This is a genomic window from Dactylosporangium sp. CS-047395, from assembly GCF_050942185.1.
Lineage (GTDB): Bacteria > Actinomycetota > Actinomycetes > Mycobacteriales > Micromonosporaceae > Dactylosporangium.
Genome location: NZ_CP192015.1, coordinates 10582586 through 10599072, shown reverse-complemented (window position 1 = coordinate 10599072; position 16487 = coordinate 10582586). Strand labels below are relative to the sequence as shown.

General features: G+C 68.6%; 18 protein-coding genes and 1 pseudogene. All 19 read left to right on the top strand.

Features of this window, described 5'->3' with window-relative positions:
• Positions 1 to 42 precede the first annotated feature (42 nt).
• Positions 43 to 3930 (top strand): DNA-directed RNA polymerase subunit beta', encoded by a 3888-nt coding sequence (locus ACQP00_RS49465; protein WP_433210941.1) that lies wholly within the window; start codon positions 43 to 45, stop codon positions 3928 to 3930.
• Positions 3931 to 4237: 307 nt separating this feature from the next.
• Positions 4238 to 4573 (top strand): hypothetical protein, encoded by a 336-nt coding sequence (locus ACQP00_RS49460; RefSeq protein ID WP_433210939.1) that lies wholly within the window; start codon positions 4238 to 4240, stop codon positions 4571 to 4573.
• A 261-nt stretch (positions 4574 to 4834) separates the two neighbouring features.
• Entirely contained in the window at positions 4835 to 5287 is a 453-nt protein-coding gene (locus ACQP00_RS49455) for a hypothetical protein (RefSeq protein WP_433210937.1), read from the top strand.
• Between the two features lie 566 nt (positions 5288 to 5853).
• Positions 5854 to 6228, top strand: coding sequence for a 30S ribosomal protein S12 (rpsL, locus tag ACQP00_RS49450; protein ID WP_033357671.1), 375 nt, complete (start codon positions 5854 to 5856; stop codon positions 6226 to 6228).
• A 1-nt stretch (position 6229) separates the two neighbouring features.
• On the top strand, positions 6230 to 6700 hold the full coding sequence (gene rpsG / locus ACQP00_RS49445) for a 30S ribosomal protein S7 (protein ID WP_223099121.1): 471 nt from the start codon (positions 6230 to 6232) through the stop codon (positions 6698 to 6700).
• Positions 6701 to 6747: 47 nt separating this feature from the next.
• Positions 6748 to 8847: an elongation factor G gene (gene fusA / locus ACQP00_RS49440; RefSeq protein ID WP_433210935.1), complete on the top strand. Its 2100-nt coding sequence runs from the start codon at positions 6748 to 6750 to the stop codon at positions 8845 to 8847.
• A gap of 135 nt (positions 8848 to 8982) precedes the next feature.
• Positions 8983 to 10176, top strand: a complete 1194-nt coding sequence (tuf, locus tag ACQP00_RS49435) for an elongation factor Tu (RefSeq protein ID WP_433052466.1) — start codon at positions 8983 to 8985, stop codon at positions 10174 to 10176.
• 324 nt (positions 10177 to 10500) lie between these two features.
• Positions 10501 to 10809, top strand: a complete 309-nt coding sequence (gene rpsJ / locus ACQP00_RS49430; RefSeq protein WP_018347762.1) for a 30S ribosomal protein S10 — start codon at positions 10501 to 10503, stop codon at positions 10807 to 10809.
• Positions 10810 to 10821: 12 nt separating this feature from the next.
• The gene (gene rplC / locus ACQP00_RS49425; RefSeq protein WP_433210933.1) at positions 10822 to 11493 is read left to right on the top strand and encodes a 50S ribosomal protein L3; all 672 of its coding nucleotides are present in this window, start codon (positions 10822 to 10824) and stop codon (positions 11491 to 11493) included.
• Positions 11490 to 12158 carry a 50S ribosomal protein L4 gene (rplD, locus tag ACQP00_RS49420; RefSeq protein WP_433210931.1) on the top strand — a complete coding sequence of 223 codons (669 nt, stop codon included), beginning with the start codon at positions 11490 to 11492 and terminating at the stop codon, positions 12156 to 12158. Before rplC ends, rplD begins: the two co-directional genes overlap by 4 nt.
• A gap of 3 nt (positions 12159 to 12161) precedes the next feature.
• The gene (gene rplW / locus ACQP00_RS49415) at positions 12162 to 12464 is read left to right on the top strand and encodes a 50S ribosomal protein L23 (RefSeq protein WP_354756605.1); all 303 of its coding nucleotides are present in this window, start codon (positions 12162 to 12164) and stop codon (positions 12462 to 12464) included.
• Between the two features lie 12 nt (positions 12465 to 12476).
• Positions 12477 to 13316 (top strand): 50S ribosomal protein L2, encoded by an 840-nt coding sequence (gene rplB / locus ACQP00_RS49410; RefSeq protein WP_433052456.1) that lies wholly within the window; start codon positions 12477 to 12479, stop codon positions 13314 to 13316.
• A gap of 12 nt (positions 13317 to 13328) precedes the next feature.
• On the top strand, positions 13329 to 13610 hold the full coding sequence (gene rpsS, locus ACQP00_RS49405) for a 30S ribosomal protein S19 (protein ID WP_190249384.1): 282 nt from the start codon (positions 13329 to 13331) through the stop codon (positions 13608 to 13610).
• A 31-nt stretch (positions 13611 to 13641) separates the two neighbouring features.
• Positions 13642 to 14082, top strand: a pseudogene (rplV, locus tag ACQP00_RS49400) (50S ribosomal protein L22); the annotation flags it as partial.
• Between the two features lie 137 nt (positions 14083 to 14219).
• Positions 14220 to 15077 carry a 30S ribosomal protein S3 gene (gene rpsC, locus ACQP00_RS49395; RefSeq protein WP_433052453.1) on the top strand — a complete coding sequence of 286 codons (858 nt, stop codon included), beginning with the start codon at positions 14220 to 14222 and terminating at the stop codon, positions 15075 to 15077.
• Positions 15078 to 15080: 3 nt separating this feature from the next.
• Positions 15081 to 15506, top strand: a complete 426-nt coding sequence (rplP, locus tag ACQP00_RS49390) for a 50S ribosomal protein L16 (RefSeq protein ID WP_190249381.1) — start codon at positions 15081 to 15083, stop codon at positions 15504 to 15506.
• On the top strand, positions 15506 to 15745 hold the full coding sequence (gene rpmC, locus ACQP00_RS49385; RefSeq protein WP_433052450.1) for a 50S ribosomal protein L29: 240 nt from the start codon (positions 15506 to 15508) through the stop codon (positions 15743 to 15745). The genes rplP and rpmC overlap by 1 nt, the downstream gene beginning before the upstream one ends.
• 2 nt (positions 15746 to 15747) lie before the next feature.
• Positions 15748 to 16032: a 30S ribosomal protein S17 gene (rpsQ, locus tag ACQP00_RS49380; protein ID WP_344615991.1), complete on the top strand. Its 285-nt coding sequence runs from the start codon at positions 15748 to 15750 to the stop codon at positions 16030 to 16032.
• An 84-nt stretch (positions 16033 to 16116) separates the two neighbouring features.
• Entirely contained in the window at positions 16117 to 16485 is a 369-nt protein-coding gene (gene rplN, locus ACQP00_RS49375; RefSeq protein WP_033357657.1) for a 50S ribosomal protein L14, read from the top strand.
• Positions 16486 to 16487: the final 2 nt, after the last annotated feature.

Here is a 16487-nt window from a genome sequence, read left to right as displayed (position 1 = left end):
TAGCAATTACCCGAGCAACTGAATCGTGAGGACATAGACGAAGTGCTCGACGTCAACTACTTCGACGAGCTCCGCATCGGCCTGGCCACGGCCGACGACATCCGGCAGTGGTCGCACGGCGAGGTCAAGAAGCCCGAGACGATCAACTACCGCACCCTGAAGCCGGAGAAGGACGGGCTCTTCTGCGAGAAGATCTTCGGCCCCACCCGGGACTGGGAGTGCTACTGCGGTAAGTACAAGCGGGTCCGCTTCAAGGGCATCATCTGCGAGCGCTGCGGCGTCGAGGTGACCCGGGCGAAGGTCCGCCGTGAGCGCATGGGCCACATCGAGCTCGCCGCGCCGGTCACGCACATCTGGTACTTCAAGGGTGTGCCCAGCCGCCTCGGCTACCTGCTCGACCTGGCGCCGAAGGACCTCGAGAAGATCATCTACTTCGCGTCGTACGTGATCACGAGCGTCGACAAGGAGGCCCGCCACCGCGACCTGGCGACCCTCGAGAACGAGGTGTCGGCCGAGAAGCGGCAGGCGGAGAACGCGCGCGACTCCGAGATCGAGAAGCGGGCCGCCAAGCTGGAGCAGGACCTGGCCGAGCTCGAGGCCGAGGGTGCGAAGGCCGACGTGCGCCGCAAGGTCAAGGAGGCCGGCGAGCGCGAGATGCGGCAGATCCGCGACCGCGCGCAGCGTGAGATCGACCGTCTCGACGAGGTCATGGACACGTTCCGCAAGCTGGAGCGCAAGAACCTCATCACCGACGAGCTGCTCTACCGCGAGCTGCGCGACCGGTTCGGTGAGTACTTCAACGGCGCCATGGGTGCCGAGGCGATCAAGGCTCTGCTGGAGAACCTGGACCTCGACGACGAGGCCGAGCTGCTGCGCGAGACCATCCGCAGCGGCAAGGGCCAGCGCAAGATCCGGGCGCTCAAGCGCCTCAAGGTCGTCGCCGCGTTCCTCAACACCGCGAACTCGCCGCTCGGCATGGTGCTGGACTGCGTCCCGGTCATCCCGCCGGACCTGCGCCCGATGGTGCAGCTCGACGGTGGCCGCTTCGCCACCAGCGACCTCAACGACCTGTACCGCCGGGTGATCAACCGCAACAACCGGCTCAAGCGCCTGATCGACCTGGGCGCCCCCGAGATCATCGTCAACAACGAGAAGCGGATGCTGCAGGAGGCCGTCGACGCGCTGTTCGACAACGGCCGCCGCGGTCGTCCCGTCACCGGTCCGGGCAACCGGCCGCTGAAGTCGCTGTCCGACATGCTCAAGGGCAAGCAGGGTCGCTTCCGGCAGAACCTGCTGGGCAAGCGCGTCGACTACTCCGGCCGTTCGGTCATCGTCGTCGGCCCGCAGCTCAAGCTGCACCAGTGCGGCCTGCCCAAGCAGATGGCCCTGGAGCTGTTCAAGCCGTTCGTGATGAAGCGCCTGGTGGACCTCAACCACGCGCAGAACATCAAGTCGGCCAAGCGCATGGTCGAGCGTCAGCGCCCGGTCGTGTGGGACGTGCTGGAGGAGGTCATCGCGGAGCACCCGGTGCTGCTCAACCGCGCGCCGACCCTGCACCGCCTGGGCATCCAGGCCTTCGAGCCGCAGCTGGTCGAGGGCAAGGCGATCCAGATCCACCCGCTCGTCTGCACCGCCTTCAACGCCGACTTCGACGGCGACCAGATGGCCGTGCACGTGCCGCTGTCCGCGGAGGCGCAGGCCGAGGCCCGCATCCTCATGCTGTCCAGCAACAACATCCTCAAGCCGGCCGACGGCAAGCCGGTCACCATGCCCACCCAGGACATGGTCATCGGCCTGTACCACCTCTCGCACATCCAGAAGAACCTGCTGGGCGAGGGGCGGACCTTCAGCTCCGACGCCGAGGCGCGGATGGCGTTCGACAACGGCGAGCTGCACCTGCAGGCGCCGGTGCGGATCCGGCTGAAGGACATCGTCGGCGTCGACAACGGCGTCGGTGCGCAGCCGTGGGAAGCGCCGGAGGGCTGGCAGCCGGGCGAGCCGGTGATCGTCGAGACGACGCTCGGGCGCGTGCTGTTCAACGAGGCGCTCCCCGTGGGGTACCGCTTCGTGAACTACGAGATCCGCAAGGGTCAGCTCTCGGCGATCGTCAACGACCTCGCCGAGCGGTTCCCGAAGGTCTCCCTCGCGGCCGCCCTGGACGCGTTGAAGCTGGCCGGCTTCCACTGGGCCACCTGGTCCGGCGTCACCATCGGCATGGAGGACGTCATCCAGCCACCTCGTAAGCGCGAGATCCTCGAGCGCTACGAGAAGGAGGCCGAGCGGATCGACAAGCAGTACCAGCGTGGTCTCATGACCGCCGAGGAGCGTCGCGGCGAGCTCATCGAGATCTGGACCAAGGCGACCGGCGAGGTGGCCAAGGAGATGGAGAGCGCGCTGCCGCGCGAGAACCCGTTGTGGAAGATGATCAACTCGGGTGCCCGCGGTAACCTCCTTCAGCTCCGCCAGATCGCCGCGATCCGTGGCCTGGTGGCCAACCCGAAGGGCGAGATCATCCCGCGGCCGATCAAGGCCAGCTACCGGGAGGGTCTGTCCGTGCTGGAGTACTTCATCTCCACCCACGGTGCCCGCAAGGGTCTGGCCGACACCGCGCTGCGTACCGCCGACTCGGGTTACCTGACCCGTCGTCTGGTCGACGTGTCGCAGGACGTCATCATCCGCGAGGAGGACTGCGGCACCGACCGCGCCATCCCGATGGCGGTGGGCGAGCTCGACAACGGCGTCATGCGCATCCACACCCACGCGGAGACCGGTGTGCACGCCCGCACCCTGGCCGACGACGTGCGTGACCCGGACGGCCGCATGGTCGCCGAGCGCGGCACGGACATCAACTCGATGGTGGTCGACGCGCTGGTCGCGGCCAACGTGGAGACGGTCCGGGTCCGCAGCGTGCTCACCTGCGAGTCGAAGCTCGGTGTCTGCGGCGCCTGCTACGGCCGGTCGCTGCCCACGGGCAAGACGGTCGACGTCGGCGAGGCGGTCGGCATCATCGCCGCCCAGTCCATCGGTGAGCCGGGCACGCAGCTGACGATGCGTACCTTCCACACCGGTGGTGTCGCCGGTGAGGACATCACCCAGGGTCTGCCCCGTGTCACGGAAATCTTCGAGGCCCGCGTGCCGAAGGGTAAGGCGCCCATCGCCGACACCCCCGGCCGCGTGCGCATCGAGGACGGCGAGCGGATGCGGAAGATCATCATCGTGCCGGACGACGGCAGCGACGAGATCGTCCACGACAAGCTCAGCCGCCGCGTCAAGCTGCGGATCCAGGACGGCGAGCACGTCGAGGTGGGCGAGAAGCTCACCGAGGGCACGATCGACCCGCACGAGCTGCTGCGCATCATGGGTCCCCGGGCGGTGCAGGTGCACCTGACGTCCGAGGTCCAGGAGGTGTACCGCTCGCAGGGTGTGCTCATCCACGACAAGCACATCGAGATCATCATCCGCCAGATGCTCAAGCGGGTGACGGTCATCGACTCCGGCTCGACCGAGTTCCTGCCGGGCGTGCTCGTCGACCGCGCGATGTTCGAGGCGGAGAACCGCCGCGTCGTCGCCGAGGGCGGTGAGCCGGCCGCGGGTCGTCCGGTGCTCATGGGCATCACCAAGGCGTCGCTGGCGACGGAGTCGTGGCTGTCCGCGGCCTCGTTCCAGGAGACGACCCGGGTGCTGACCGATGCCGCGATCCACGCGCGCAGCGACTCGCTGATCGGTCTGAAGGAGAACGTCATCATCGGAAAGCTCATCCCGGCCGGTACTGGCATCAGCAAGTACCGCAGCATCCGGGTCGAGCCGACCGAGGAGGCGAAGGCGAAGGTCTACTCGATGACCGGTTACCCGGAGGCCGACTACGGCTTCGGGCCCGCGAGTGGCCAGGCCGTCCCGCTGGACGACTTCGACCTGGGCTCCTTCCGGTAAGTCGCACGAGCAAGGCAACAAGGGGCGGGGACCTTCCGGGGTCTCCGCCCCTTCGCCGTTCAGCCGGGCGAAGCCGTGCGCTGTTCGGCTGGGCGAAGCCGTGCGCCGTTCGGTCGAGGACCGTGTCCGGCCGCGCCCCGTCCCGCCGGGCGAGGCGGTGCAGCGTTCGGGCGGGCGAGGCCGTTCGCCGTTCGGCCGGGCGAGGCGGTGCAGCGTTCGGGCGGGCGAGGCCGTGCGCCGTTCGACCGGGCGAAGCCGTGCACCGCACCGGAGGGAACCGGCGGCGTTCACCGGATAGAGTCGACTCGTGACGTCATCGACCCGGCATCCGCTGGATCCGGACCCCGTCCGGGCGACCAAGGCCACCGCCGTGTTCGGCCTGGGCCTGCTGTCGGTCGTCACCGGGCCGTTCCTCGGTGGGGTGATCCCGGCGACGCTGGCGCTGCTCATGGCCCGCGAGTCGCGCGGCGAACTGGTCGCCGCGGAGGGCTTCCTGCTGGGCTCCCGCCGTCTGCGCAGCGGCGTACGGCTGGCCTGGACCGGGATCGTGCTCGCCATCGCCGGCCTCGTGGTGCTGGCCATCATCGGCCTGCTGCATTACGCCCGCCAGCGCGGCACCGACTTCGACTCGACGGTGAACTAGATGTCGTACCCGCCGTACCAGCCGCCGTCGTCGCCCGGCTACGGCCCGCCGCAATCCGCCTATGGTGCGCCGCAGCCGCCCGCTCACGGTGCGCCGCAGCCGCCGGGTCACGGTGCCCCGGCGCCGGCGGGTCACGGTGCGCCGCAGCCGCCGGCCTACGGTGCGCCGCAACCGCCGGCGTACGGTGCGCCGCAGTCGGCGGGTCACGGTGTGCCGCTGCCACCGGCGTACGGTGCGCCGCAGCCCGCCTACGGTGCGCCGGTGGGTCACGGTGCGCCGCCGCCCATGTACACGGCACCGGTGGGCCCGCCGTCGCCCGCGCTGGCCCCGGCCATGCGCGTGGACGCCGTGGAGGGCACCCCGTTCGGGGTCGCCTACCCGGCCGTGGCGGCCACGCCCAGCGGCCCGTCCATCGGCTCCCTGATCGCCGGCATCGCCTCGATCCTGGTCGCGCTGTTCGCGATGTGCCTGGGGCTCACCGGCGCCTCCGAGGGCTGGGGCCTCGCCGCGGCCGGCGCGTTCACCGTCCTGGGTGTCTTTCTCGGCGCGGGTGCGGTCGGCCTGGCCCTCGCCGCCACCCGCCAGATCCGTCGGGCCGCGGGCACGGGCGTGGCGGTCAGCGGCCGAGGCATGGCAATCACCGGCATCGTCCTGGGCTGCGTCGGCGGCGGCCTCGCGGTCCTGGTCATCCTGCTGACCTTCGCGATGAGCTGAGCGCTGACGTCCGCGATGAGCTGAGCGCTGGCGTCGGCGATGAGCTGAGCGCCGCGCGACCGCGACGAGCTGAGCGCTGACGTCGGCGATGAGCAGAGCGACGCGCGACCGGCAACCCGCGACGAGCCGAGCGCCGCGCCCCGCGACGAGCCGAGCGCCGCGCGATCCGCGATGAGCCGAGCGGCGCGGGACCCGCGAGGACCGCCGGACGGGTGCGAATTCGGGCAGTTGAGCACGGGAAACGAGCCCCCCGGACACTTCGATCCGCGACCAGGTACTCTTGGTGTGAAGAGTGTTCCGTCGGCGGGCGCCCCGGGCGATTTTGACCAGCGTCCTCACGGTGGGTACTCTTTCCCCTCGTGCCCGGCATTGCCGGGCAACTCGTGCGTGCGCCCACATCGGCCCCGCTCCGCGGGAGTGAGGGTGGGTGCGGACCACAACCCCGGGCTGGGATCAATCGGGCCGGGCCGCGGAACGGGCGACACGCCCGACCGCGGGTGCCGGTCACGCCGGGAGACAGAAGAGAAGACGTTGCGGCCGCGAGGCCGAAGGGAGAGGCAGGCCCAGTGCCTACGATCCAGCAGCTGGTCCGCAAGGGCCGCCAGGCGAAGCTGAGCAAGACCAAGACGCCGGCGCTCAAGGGAAGCCCGCAGCGGCGGGGCGTCTGCACGCGTGTGTACACCACCACGCCGAAGAAGCCCAACTCGGCGCTTCGCAAGGTGGCCCGTGTGCGACTGAGCAACGGCATCGAGGTGACGGCCTACATCCCCGGTGTCGGTCACAACCTTCAGGAGCACTCGATCGTGCTGGTCCGTGGCGGCCGTGTGAAGGACCTGCCCGGCGTCCGGTACAAGATCATCCGTGGTTCGCTGGACACCCAGGGTGTCCGCAACCGCAAGCAGGCCCGCAGCCGTTACGGCGCGAAGAAGGAGAAGAGCTGACATGCCGCGTAAAGGCCCCGCGCCGCGCCGGCCGCTCGTGGCGGACCCGGTCTACAACTCGCTGCTCGTCACCCAGCTGATCAACAAGATCCTGGTCGAGGGCAAGCGCCAGCTCGCCGAGCGCATCGTGTACAGCGCGCTCGAGGGCGCCCGCGAGAAGACCGGCACCGACCCCGTGGTGACGCTCAAGCGCGCCATGGACAACGTCAAGCCGACCCTCGAGGTCCGCAGCCGCCGCGTCGGTGGCGCGACCTACCAGGTGCCGGTCGAGGTCCGCCCTCCCCGGGCGACGACGCTGGGCCTGCGCTGGCTGGTCACCTACTCCCGCGCCCGGCGCGAGAAGACCATGACCGAGCGGCTGATGAACGAGCTGCTGGACGCCAGCAACGGTCTCGGTGCTTCGGTGAAGCGCCGCGAAGACACCCACAAGATGGCGGAGTCCAACAAGGCCTTCGCGCACTACCGCTGGTAAGCGTCGCTTCTCAGCACATCCGACGAGAGACGAAGTAGGGATTTGTAGTGGCTGCCGTAGACGCCGCCCTCGCCAAGGTCCGCAACATCGGCATCATGGCGCACATCGACGCCGGTAAGACGACGACGACCGAGCGCATCCTCTTCTACACCGGCATCACGTACAAGATCGGCGAGGTCCACGAGGGCGCGGCGGTCATGGACTGGATGGAGCAGGAGCAGGAGCGCGGCATCACCATCACCTCCGCCGCCACCAAGTGCGAGTGGAAGGGCCACACGATCCAGATCATCGACACGCCCGGCCACGTCGACTTCACGGTCGAGGTCGAGCGGTCGCTGCGCGTCCTGGACGGTGCGGTGGCGGTCTACGACGGCGTCGCCGGCGTGGAGCCGCAGACCGAGAACGTCTGGCGGCAGGCGGACAAGTACAACGTCCCGCGTATGTGCTTCGTCAACAAGCTGGACCGGACCGGGGCCGACTTCTTCCGCTGCGTGCAGATGATGGTCGACCGGCTCAACGCCACCCCGCTGGTGCTGCAGATTCCGATCGGCCTCGAAGGCGACCACATCGGTGTCGTCGACCTGCTGGAGATGCGCGCGCTGACCTGGCGCGGCGAGACCCAGAAGGGCGAGGACTACGCCATCGAGGACATCCCGGCGGACCTGGTCGAGCAGGCCAACGAGTACCGGGACAAGCTCCTCGAGACGCTGTCCGAGACCGACGACGAGATCATGGTCCGCTACCTCGACGGCGACACGTTCGACGTCAAGGAGCTCAAGGCCGCGATCCGCAAGGCCACCATCGCCGGCAAGCTGAACCCGGTCGTGTGTGGCTCGGCGTTCAAGAACAAGGGCGTGCAGCCCATGCTCGACGCCGTCGTGGACTTCCTGCCCTCGCCGCTGGACATCCCGGCCATCGAGGGCATCGCGACGGACGGCGAGACGCCGCTGCTGCGCAAGCCGTCGGTGGACGAGCCGTTCTCGGGTCTTGCTTTCAAGATCCAGACGGACAAGCACCTCGGCAAGCTCACCTACGTGCGCATCTACTCCGGCACGCTCGACTCCGGCACCCAGGTGGTCAACTCCACCAAGGACCGCAAGGAGCGGATCGGCAAGATCTACCAGATGCACGCGAACAAGCGTGAGGAGCGCAGCAGCGCCGGTGCCGGCGACATCATCGCCGTGCAGGGTCTCAAGCAGACCACCACCGGTGACACGCTGTGCGACCCGGCCAACCCGGTCATCCTCGAGTCGATGACCTTCCCGGAGCCGGTCATCGAGGTGGCCATCGAGCCCAAGACGAAGGCCGACCAGGAGAAGCTGGGCACCGCCATCCAGCGCCTGGCCGAGGAGGACCCGACCTTCCGCGTCAAGAACGACGAGGAGACCGGGCAGACGGTCATCGCCGGCATGGGCGAGCTGCACCTCGACATCCTCGTCGACCGCATGCGGCGCGAGTTCAACGTCGAGGCCAACATCGGCAAGCCGCAGGTGGCCTACCGCGAGACGATCAAGGCCGTCGCGGAGAAGGTCGAGTACACCCACAAGAAGCAGACGGGTGGCTCCGGCCAGTACGCCCGAGTGATCATCAAGCTCGAGCCGCTGGAGACCAGCGCCGATGGCCCCACGTACGAGTTCGTCAACGCCGTCACCGGTGGTCGCATCCCGAAGGAGTTCATCCCCTCGGTCGACGCCGGCGCGCAGGACGCGATGCAGTACGGCGTCCTGGCGGGCTTCCCGCTCGTCGGCATCAAGCTGACGCTGCTGGACGGGCAGTACCACGAGGTCGACTCCTCCGAGATGGCGTTCAAGATCGCCGGCTCGATGGTGCTCAAGGACGCGGCTCGCCGCGCCAACCCCGTGCTGCTCGAGCCGCTCATGGCGGTGGAGGTGACGACGCCCGAGGAGAACATGGGCGACGTCATCGGCGACCTCAACTCCCGGCGTGGCACCATCCAGGCGATGGAGGAGCGTGGCGGCGCCCGTGTCGTCCGCGCCACCGTGCCGTTGTCGGAGATGTTCGGCTACGTCGGCGACCTGCGGTCGAAGACTCAGGGCCGGGCGAGCTACTCGATGCAGTTCGACTCCTACGCCGAGGTTCCCGCGAACGTGGCGAAGGAGATCATCGCGAAGGCAACCGGCGAGTAAAACCGCCGGTAATGGCCGTGAGGCTGTGTCAGCGGGGCTGAGGCTTAGTTAGGCCGCCAGACCCAAGTCGACAGGGTGCGTCGGCGCTTCCAGCGTCGGCGCACCGTGAACCAAGAAGTCCACAGGAGGACACCAGTGGCGAAGGCGAAGTTCGAGCGGACTAAGCCGCACGTCAACATCGGCACCATCGGTCACATCGACCACGGTAAGACGACGCTGACGGCGGCCATTACCAAGGTGCTGCACGACCGGATGCCGGACGTGAACCCGTACACGCCGTTCGACGAGATCGACAAGGCGCCGGAGGAGAAGGCCCGCGGCATCACGATCTCGATCGCGCACGTCGAGTACCAGACCGAGGCCCGGCACTACGCGCACGTCGACTGCCCGGGTCACGCCGACTACATCAAGAACATGATCACCGGTGCCGCGCAGATGGACGGCGCGATCCTGGTGGTGGCGGCGACCGACGGCCCGATGCCGCAGACCCGCGAGCACGTGCTGCTGGCCCGCCAGGTCGGTGTGCCGTACATCGTCGTGGCGCTCAACAAGAGCGACATGGTCGACGATGAGGAGCTCCTCGAGCTCGTCGAGCTCGAGGTCCGTGAGCTGCTGTCGAGCCAGGAGTTCCCGGGCGACGACGCTCCGGTCGTGCGCGTCTCGGCGCTCAAGGCTCTCGAGGGCGACCAGAAGTGGTCGGACGCTCTCATGGAGCTCATGACCGCCGTCGACACCGCGATCCCGCAGCCCGAGCGCGAGACCGAGAAGCCGTTCCTCATGCCCGTCGAGGACGTCTTCACGATCACCGGTCGTGGCACGGTCGTGACCGGTCGTGTCGAGCGCGGCATCCTCAAGCCGAACGAGGAAGTCGAGATCGTCGGCATCAAGGCCAAGTCGATGAAGACCACCTGCACCGCCATCGAGATGTTCCGCAAGATCCTCGACGAGGCGCGTGCCGGTGAGAACGTCGGCCTGCTCCTGCGCGGTATCAAGCGCGAGGACGTCGAGCGCGGCATGGTCGTGGTGAAGCCGGGCAGCAACACCCCGCACACCGAGTTCGAGGCGACCGTCTACATCCTCTCCAAGGAGGAGGGTGGCCGGCACACCCCGTTCTTCCAGAACTACCGGCCGCAGTTCTACTTCCGCACCACGGACGTCACCGGCGTCGTCACGCTGCCCGAGGGCACCGAGATGGTCATGCCGGGCGACAACACCAGCATGGCGGTGCAGCTCATCCAGCCCATCGCGATGGAGGAGAACCTCCGCTTCGCGATCCGCGAGGGTGGCCGTACCGTCGGCGCCGGCCGCGTGACGAAGATCATCAAGTAGCACCAGAGGTACCCCGATTTCACTTTGTCGCGATGGTTGCGGCATAATGGACGGGTTGCGTCGTGGGGCGGTCGAGACTGCTCGTTGAACAGTCTCGACCGCTTCTGCGCGGCGTCGGTCCCCTGGACCGGCGCGGATCCCCTCGACGGGCGTGGCACGCCCTGGGGTAGGTCTCCACAGCGGGAAATCGCATATGGCGGAGCCTGGCCCTTGGCCGCGACACGCCCGACCGCGGGGGTCGGACAAACACATTAGGCGGCACCGGACCCTTCGGGGTTTGGCGGGGTTGCGAAGCCCCGCATGAGAGAGGGAACTGAAGCCACCATGGCGGGACAGAAGATCCGCATCCGGCTCAAGGCCTACGACCACGAGGTCGTCGACTCCTCGGCGCGGAAGATCGTCGAGACGGTCACGCGCACCGGGGCTCAGGTCGCTGGGCCGGTGCCGCTGCCCACTGAGATCAACCGCTACTGCGTGATCCGCTCGCCGCACAAGTACAAGGACTCGCGCGAGCACTTCGAGATGCGCACGCACAAGCGTCTGATCGACATCATCGACCCCACGCCGAAGACCGTCGACTCGCTGATGCGGCTCGACCTGCCGGCCGGTGTCGACATCGAGATCAAGCTGTAGGGACTCGGACTTATGGACAGGCAAGTCAAGGGCATCCTGGGTGAGAAGCTCGGCATGACCCAGGTCTGGGACAACGGCAAGGTTGTCCCGGTGACCGTGGTGCAGGCCGGCCCGTGCGTCGTGACCCAGGTGCGCACGCCCGACAACGACGGGTACTCGGCGGTTCAGCTCGCGTGGGGGCAGATCGACCCGCGCAAGGTCAACAAGCCGCGCGCCGGCCACTTCGCCAAGGCGGACGTCGCGCCGCGCCGGCACATCGTGGAGCTGCGCACCTCCGACGCCGGCGAGTACTCGCTCGGCCAGGAGATCGGCGCCGACTCCTTCGCCGCCGGCCAGCGCATCGACGTCACCGGCCGCACCAAGGGCAAGGGTTACGCCGGTGTCATGAAGCGGCACGGCTTCCACGGCCTGCGGGCCAGCCACGGTGTCGAGCGCAAGCACCGCTCGCCCGGTTCCATCGGCGCCTGCGCGACCCCGGGCCGCGTGTTCAAGGGTGTCCGCATGGCCGGTCGCATGGGTGGCGCGCGCTTCACCGTGCAGAACGTCACCGTTCAGGCGGTCGACGCCGAGCAGGGCCTGATCCTGGTCCGGGGCGCCGTCCCCGGCCCGAAGGGCAGCCTCGTGCTCCTGCGCAGCGCGGCCAAGATCGAGGCGAAGGCGCAGAAGGGCGGGATCACCAAATGACCTCCGTCGACGTTCGTAAGGCCGACGGCACCACCAACGGCTCCGTCGAGCTCCCCGACGACATCTTCGACGCCCAGGCCAGCATCCCGCTGATGCACCAGGTCGTTGTCGCGCAGCTCAACGCCGCGCGGCAGGGCACGCACAAGGCGAAGTCCCGCGGCGAGGTCGCCGGCGGTGGCAAGAAGCCGTACAAGCAGAAGGGCACCGGCCGCGCCCGTCAGGGCTCGATCCGCGCGCCGCAGTTCACCGGTGGTGGCGTGGTCCACGGCCCCGTGCCGCGCGACTACACCCAGCGGGTGAACAAGAAGATGAAGGCCGCCGCCCTGCGCGGTGCGCTGTCGGACCGTGCCCGCGAGGGCCGCGTCCACGTCGTCGAGACCTTCATCGAGGGCGAGACGCCGAAGACCAAGGACGCGCTCGCCGCGTTGCGCGGCATCACCGAGGCCCGCCGGGTGCTCGTGGTGCTCGCCCGCGACGACGAGGCCAACTGGCTCAGCCTGCGCAACGAGCAGTCGGTCCACCTGCTGGTGGCCGACCAGCTCAACACCCATGACGTGCTCGTCGCCGACGACGTGGTGTTCACCACCACGGCGCTGGACGAGTTCCTCGGGGTGCCGGCCGAGTCGGGCGCAAGCGCCGACGCCGACAGCAACGAGGAGGGCTGAGCCATGGCGACGATCGCCGACCCGCGGGACGTGATCATCCAGCCGGTGGTCTCGGAGAAGAGCTACAGCGAGCTCAACCGCAACTGGTACACGTTCCTGGTGCACCCGGACGCCAACAAGACCGAGATCAAGATCGCGATCCAGCAGATCTTCAACGTCCGCGTCCTGACGGTCAACACCATCAACCGCGAAGGCAAGCGCAAGCGGACCCGCACGGGTTGGGGCAAGCGCAAGGACACGAAGCGGGCAATGGTGAAGCTCGCCGAGGGTGACCGGATCGAAGCCTTCGGCGGACCGGTCAGCTGAGGGGTATAGACGATGGCTATCCGTAAATACAAGCCGACGACCCCCGGTCGTCGTGGCTCGAGCGTTTCCGACTTCGCCGAGATCACCCGATCGACGCCCGAGAAGTCGCTCCTCGTGCCGCTGCCGAACAAGGGCGGCCGCAACGTCCACGGGCGGGTCACCGCTCGGCACCAGGGCGGCGGGCACAAGCGCCAGTACCGGTTGATCGACTTCCGGCGTGCGGACAAGGACGGGATTCCCGCCAAGGTCGCGCACATCGAGTACGACCCCAACCGCACCGCGCGCATCGCCCTGCTGCACTACGCCGACGGCGAGAAGCGCTACATCATCGCGCCGAAGGACCTCAAGCAGGGCGACGCGGTCGAGGCCGGTGCCGGCGCGGACATCAAGCCGGGCAACAACCTGCCGCTGCGCAACATCCCGGTCGGCACCACCGTGCACGCGGTGGAGCTGCGCCCGGGCGGCGGCGCCAAGCTCGCCCGCTCGGCCGGCGTCGGCATTCAGCTGCTCGGCCGCGAGGACCAGTACGCCACGCTGCGTATGCCCTCGGGTGAGATCCGGCGCGTCGACGTGCACTGCCGTGCCACCGTCGGCGAGATCGGCAACGCCGACCAGTCGAACATCAACTGGGGCAAGGCCGGCCGTATGCGGTGGAAGGGCAAGCGCCCGACCGTCCGTGGTGTCGCGATGAACCCCATCGACCACCCGCACGGTGGTGGTGAGGGTAAGACCTCGGGTGGTCGCCACCCGGTCAACCCGAAGGGCAAGCCGGAGGGCCGTACGCGGCGCAAGGGCCAGCCGAGCGACCGTCTCATCGTCCGTCGGCGTTACGCCACCCGGAAGCGCGGCTAAGGAGCCTGAGCAATGCCTCGCAGCCTGAAGAAGGGCCCGTTCGTTGACGACCACCTGATCAAGAAGGTGGAAGTCCAGAACGCCAAGAACTCCAAGAACGTCATCAAGACCTGGTCGCGCCGGTCGACGATCGTCCCCGAGATGCTCGGCCACACGATCGCCGTCCACGACGGACGCAAGCACGTGCCCGTCTTCGTGACCGAGGCGATGGTCGGGCACAAGCTCGGCGAGTTCGCGCTGACCCGCACGTTCAAGGGTCACGAGAAGGACGACCGGAAGAGCCGCCGCCGCTAAGGCAGCCGATAGGAATCAAGAGGATTTCCCGATGCCAACGAAGAGCGAGGCGGCGCTGCCCGGTGCGCGGGCGATCGCGCGGCACGTCCGCGTGTCGCCGATGAAGGCGCGCCGTGTGGTGAACCTTGTGCGCGGTCTCCCCGCGCGCGAGGCGCTCACGGTGCTGCAGTTCGCGCCGCAGTCGGCGAGCGAGCCGGTCTACAAGGTGCTCGCGAGCGCCATTGCCAACGCAGAGAACAACGAGCGACTCGACCCCGATTCGCTCCTGGTCGCCGAGGCCTACGTCGACGAGGGCCCCACGCTGAAGCGGTTCCGGCCGCGGGCGCAGGGCCGGGCGTACCGGATCCGCAAGCGCACCAGCCACATCACGATCGTGGTCGAGAGCGTCCCGGCCGCTCAGGCCCGCGCGGCGAAGGCCGGCGTGGCCAAGGCGACCAAGGCGGCCAAGGCCGTGACCCCGGAGACCGACGAGGTCGACGAGGTGGAGTCGAAGCCGGCCAAGAAGACGGCCGCCAAGAAGGCTCCGGCGAAGAAGGCCGCGCCCGCCAAGCAGGCGGAGGCCAAGAAGGCTGACGCCGACGAGGCTGAGGCCGAGGAAGGGACCGAGTAATGGGTCAGAAGGTTCACCCGCACGGGTTCCGGCTCGGCATCAGCACCGACTGGAAGTCCCGCTGGTACGCCGACAAGCTCTACAAGGACTACATCGCCGAGGACGTCAAGATCCGTCGGATGATGTCCAAGGGCCTGGAGCGGGCCGGCATCGCCAAGGTCGACATCGAGCGCACCCGCGACCGGGTCCGCGTGGACATCCACACGGCCCGCCCGGGCATCGTCATCGGCCGCAAGGGCGCCGAGGCGGACCGCATCCGCGCCGAGCTCGAGAAGCTCACCGGCAAGCAGGTGCAGCTGAACATCCTCGAGGTGAAGAGCCCCGAGTCGGATGCTCAGCTCGTCGCGCAGGCCGTGGCCGAGCAGCTGTCCAGCCGCGTCAGCTTCCGCCGCGCGATGCGCAAGTCGATGCAGTCGGCGATGAAGAACCCGCTCGTGCGCGGAATTCGGGTGCAGGTCTCCGGCCGTCTCGGCGGCGCGGAGATGAGCCGCACCGAGTTCTACCGCGAGGGTCGCGTGCCGCTGCACTCGCTGCGCGCGAACATCGAGTACGGCTTCTTCGAGGCCCGTACGACCTTCGGCCGCATCGGCGTGAAGGTCTGGATCTACAAGGGCGACGCCGTTCCGGGTCGCGAGGCGCCGGCCGAGGCCGCTCCGTCCCGTGGCCGCCGTGACCGTGCCGACCGGCCCGAGCGTCCGCGCCGCGGTCGCTCCGGTTCCTCCGGCACGACCGCCGGTGGCACCGAGGCCGGCCGGGCCGCGGCCGCCGCGCACGCCGCTGAGGCGGCCGCCGGCGACAGCGCCCCCGCCGCGGAGGCGCCCGCCGCCGCTCCGGCAGAGACGCAGCAGGAGGGCTGACGAATGCTGATCCCTCGTAAGCCCCCGAAGGGCTTCCGCAAGCCGCACCACCCGGACCGGCACGGCCCGGCCAAGGGCGGCACCCGCGTGGTCTTCGGTGAGTTCGGTATTCAGGCCCTCGAGCCCGCGTACATCACGAACCGCCAGATCGAGGCGGCCCGTATCGCGATGACCCGGCACATCCGCCGTGGTGGCAAGGTCTGGATCACGATCTTCCCGGACCGCTCCATCACCAAGAAGCCGGCCGAGACCCGGATGGGTTCCGGTAAGGGTTCGCCCGAGTGGTGGGTGGCCAACATCAAGCCGGGCCGGATTCTCTTCGAGATGTCGTTCCCGAACGAGCAGATCGCCAGGGAAGCAATGCGCCGCGCGATCCACAAGCTTCCGCTGAAGTGCCGGATCGTCACGCGCGAAGGGGCTGATGTGTGATGGCCGCCGGTATCAAGGCGACCGAGCTGCGTGAGCAGTCCGACGAGGCCCTGGTCGAGAAGCTGCGGGAAGCCAAGGCGGAGCTGTTCAATCTCCGCGTGCAGTCGGCCACCGGCCAGCTGGACAACCACGGGCGCCTGCAGACCATCCGCAGGGACATCGCCCGGATCTACACGATCATGCGCGAGCGCGAGCTGGGTCTTTCGGCCGCGCCCGACGCTGTGGCTGAGGTGGCATGAGCATGAGCGAGCAGACGACCGAGTCGGGCACCGAGGTGCGCGGCCGCCGCAAGGTCCGTGAGGGCCTCGTGGTCAGCGACAAGATGAACAAGACCGTCGTCGTGGCGGTCGAGGACCAGGTCAAGCACCCGCTGTACGGCAAGGTCATGCGCCGCACCAGCAAGCTGAAGGCGCACGACGAGCAGAACGCTTGCGGCGTCGGCGACCGGGTGCTGCTCATGGAGACCCGCCCCCTGTCGGCGACCAAGCGCTGGCGGGTCGTGGAGATCCTCGAAAAGGCCAAGTAAGGCCGTCGTTCCGCCAAGCTCGGCGCCGGTGCCCAGGATCGCCTCGGGCCGGCGCCGAGAACTGGCAGACATTAGGAGACAAGCGTGATTCAGCAGGAGTCGCGGCTGCGCGTCGCCGACAACACGGGTGCTCGGGAGATTCTCTGCATCCGCGTTCTCGGTGGCTCCGGCCGCCGCTATGCAGGTATCGGCGACATCATCGTGGCCACGGTGAAGGACGCCATCCCGGGCGCCGGCGTGAAGAAGGGCGACGTGGTCAAGGCCGTCGTCGTCCGCACCACGAAGGAGCGGCGCCGGCCGGACGGCTCGTACATCCGCTTCGACGAGAACGCCGCTGTGATCATCAAGGACGGCGGCGACCCGCGCGGTACCCGCATCTTCGGCCCCGTCGGTCGCGAGCTGCGGGACAAGCGTTTCATGAAGATCATCTCGCTCGCGCCGGAGGTGTTGTAGCC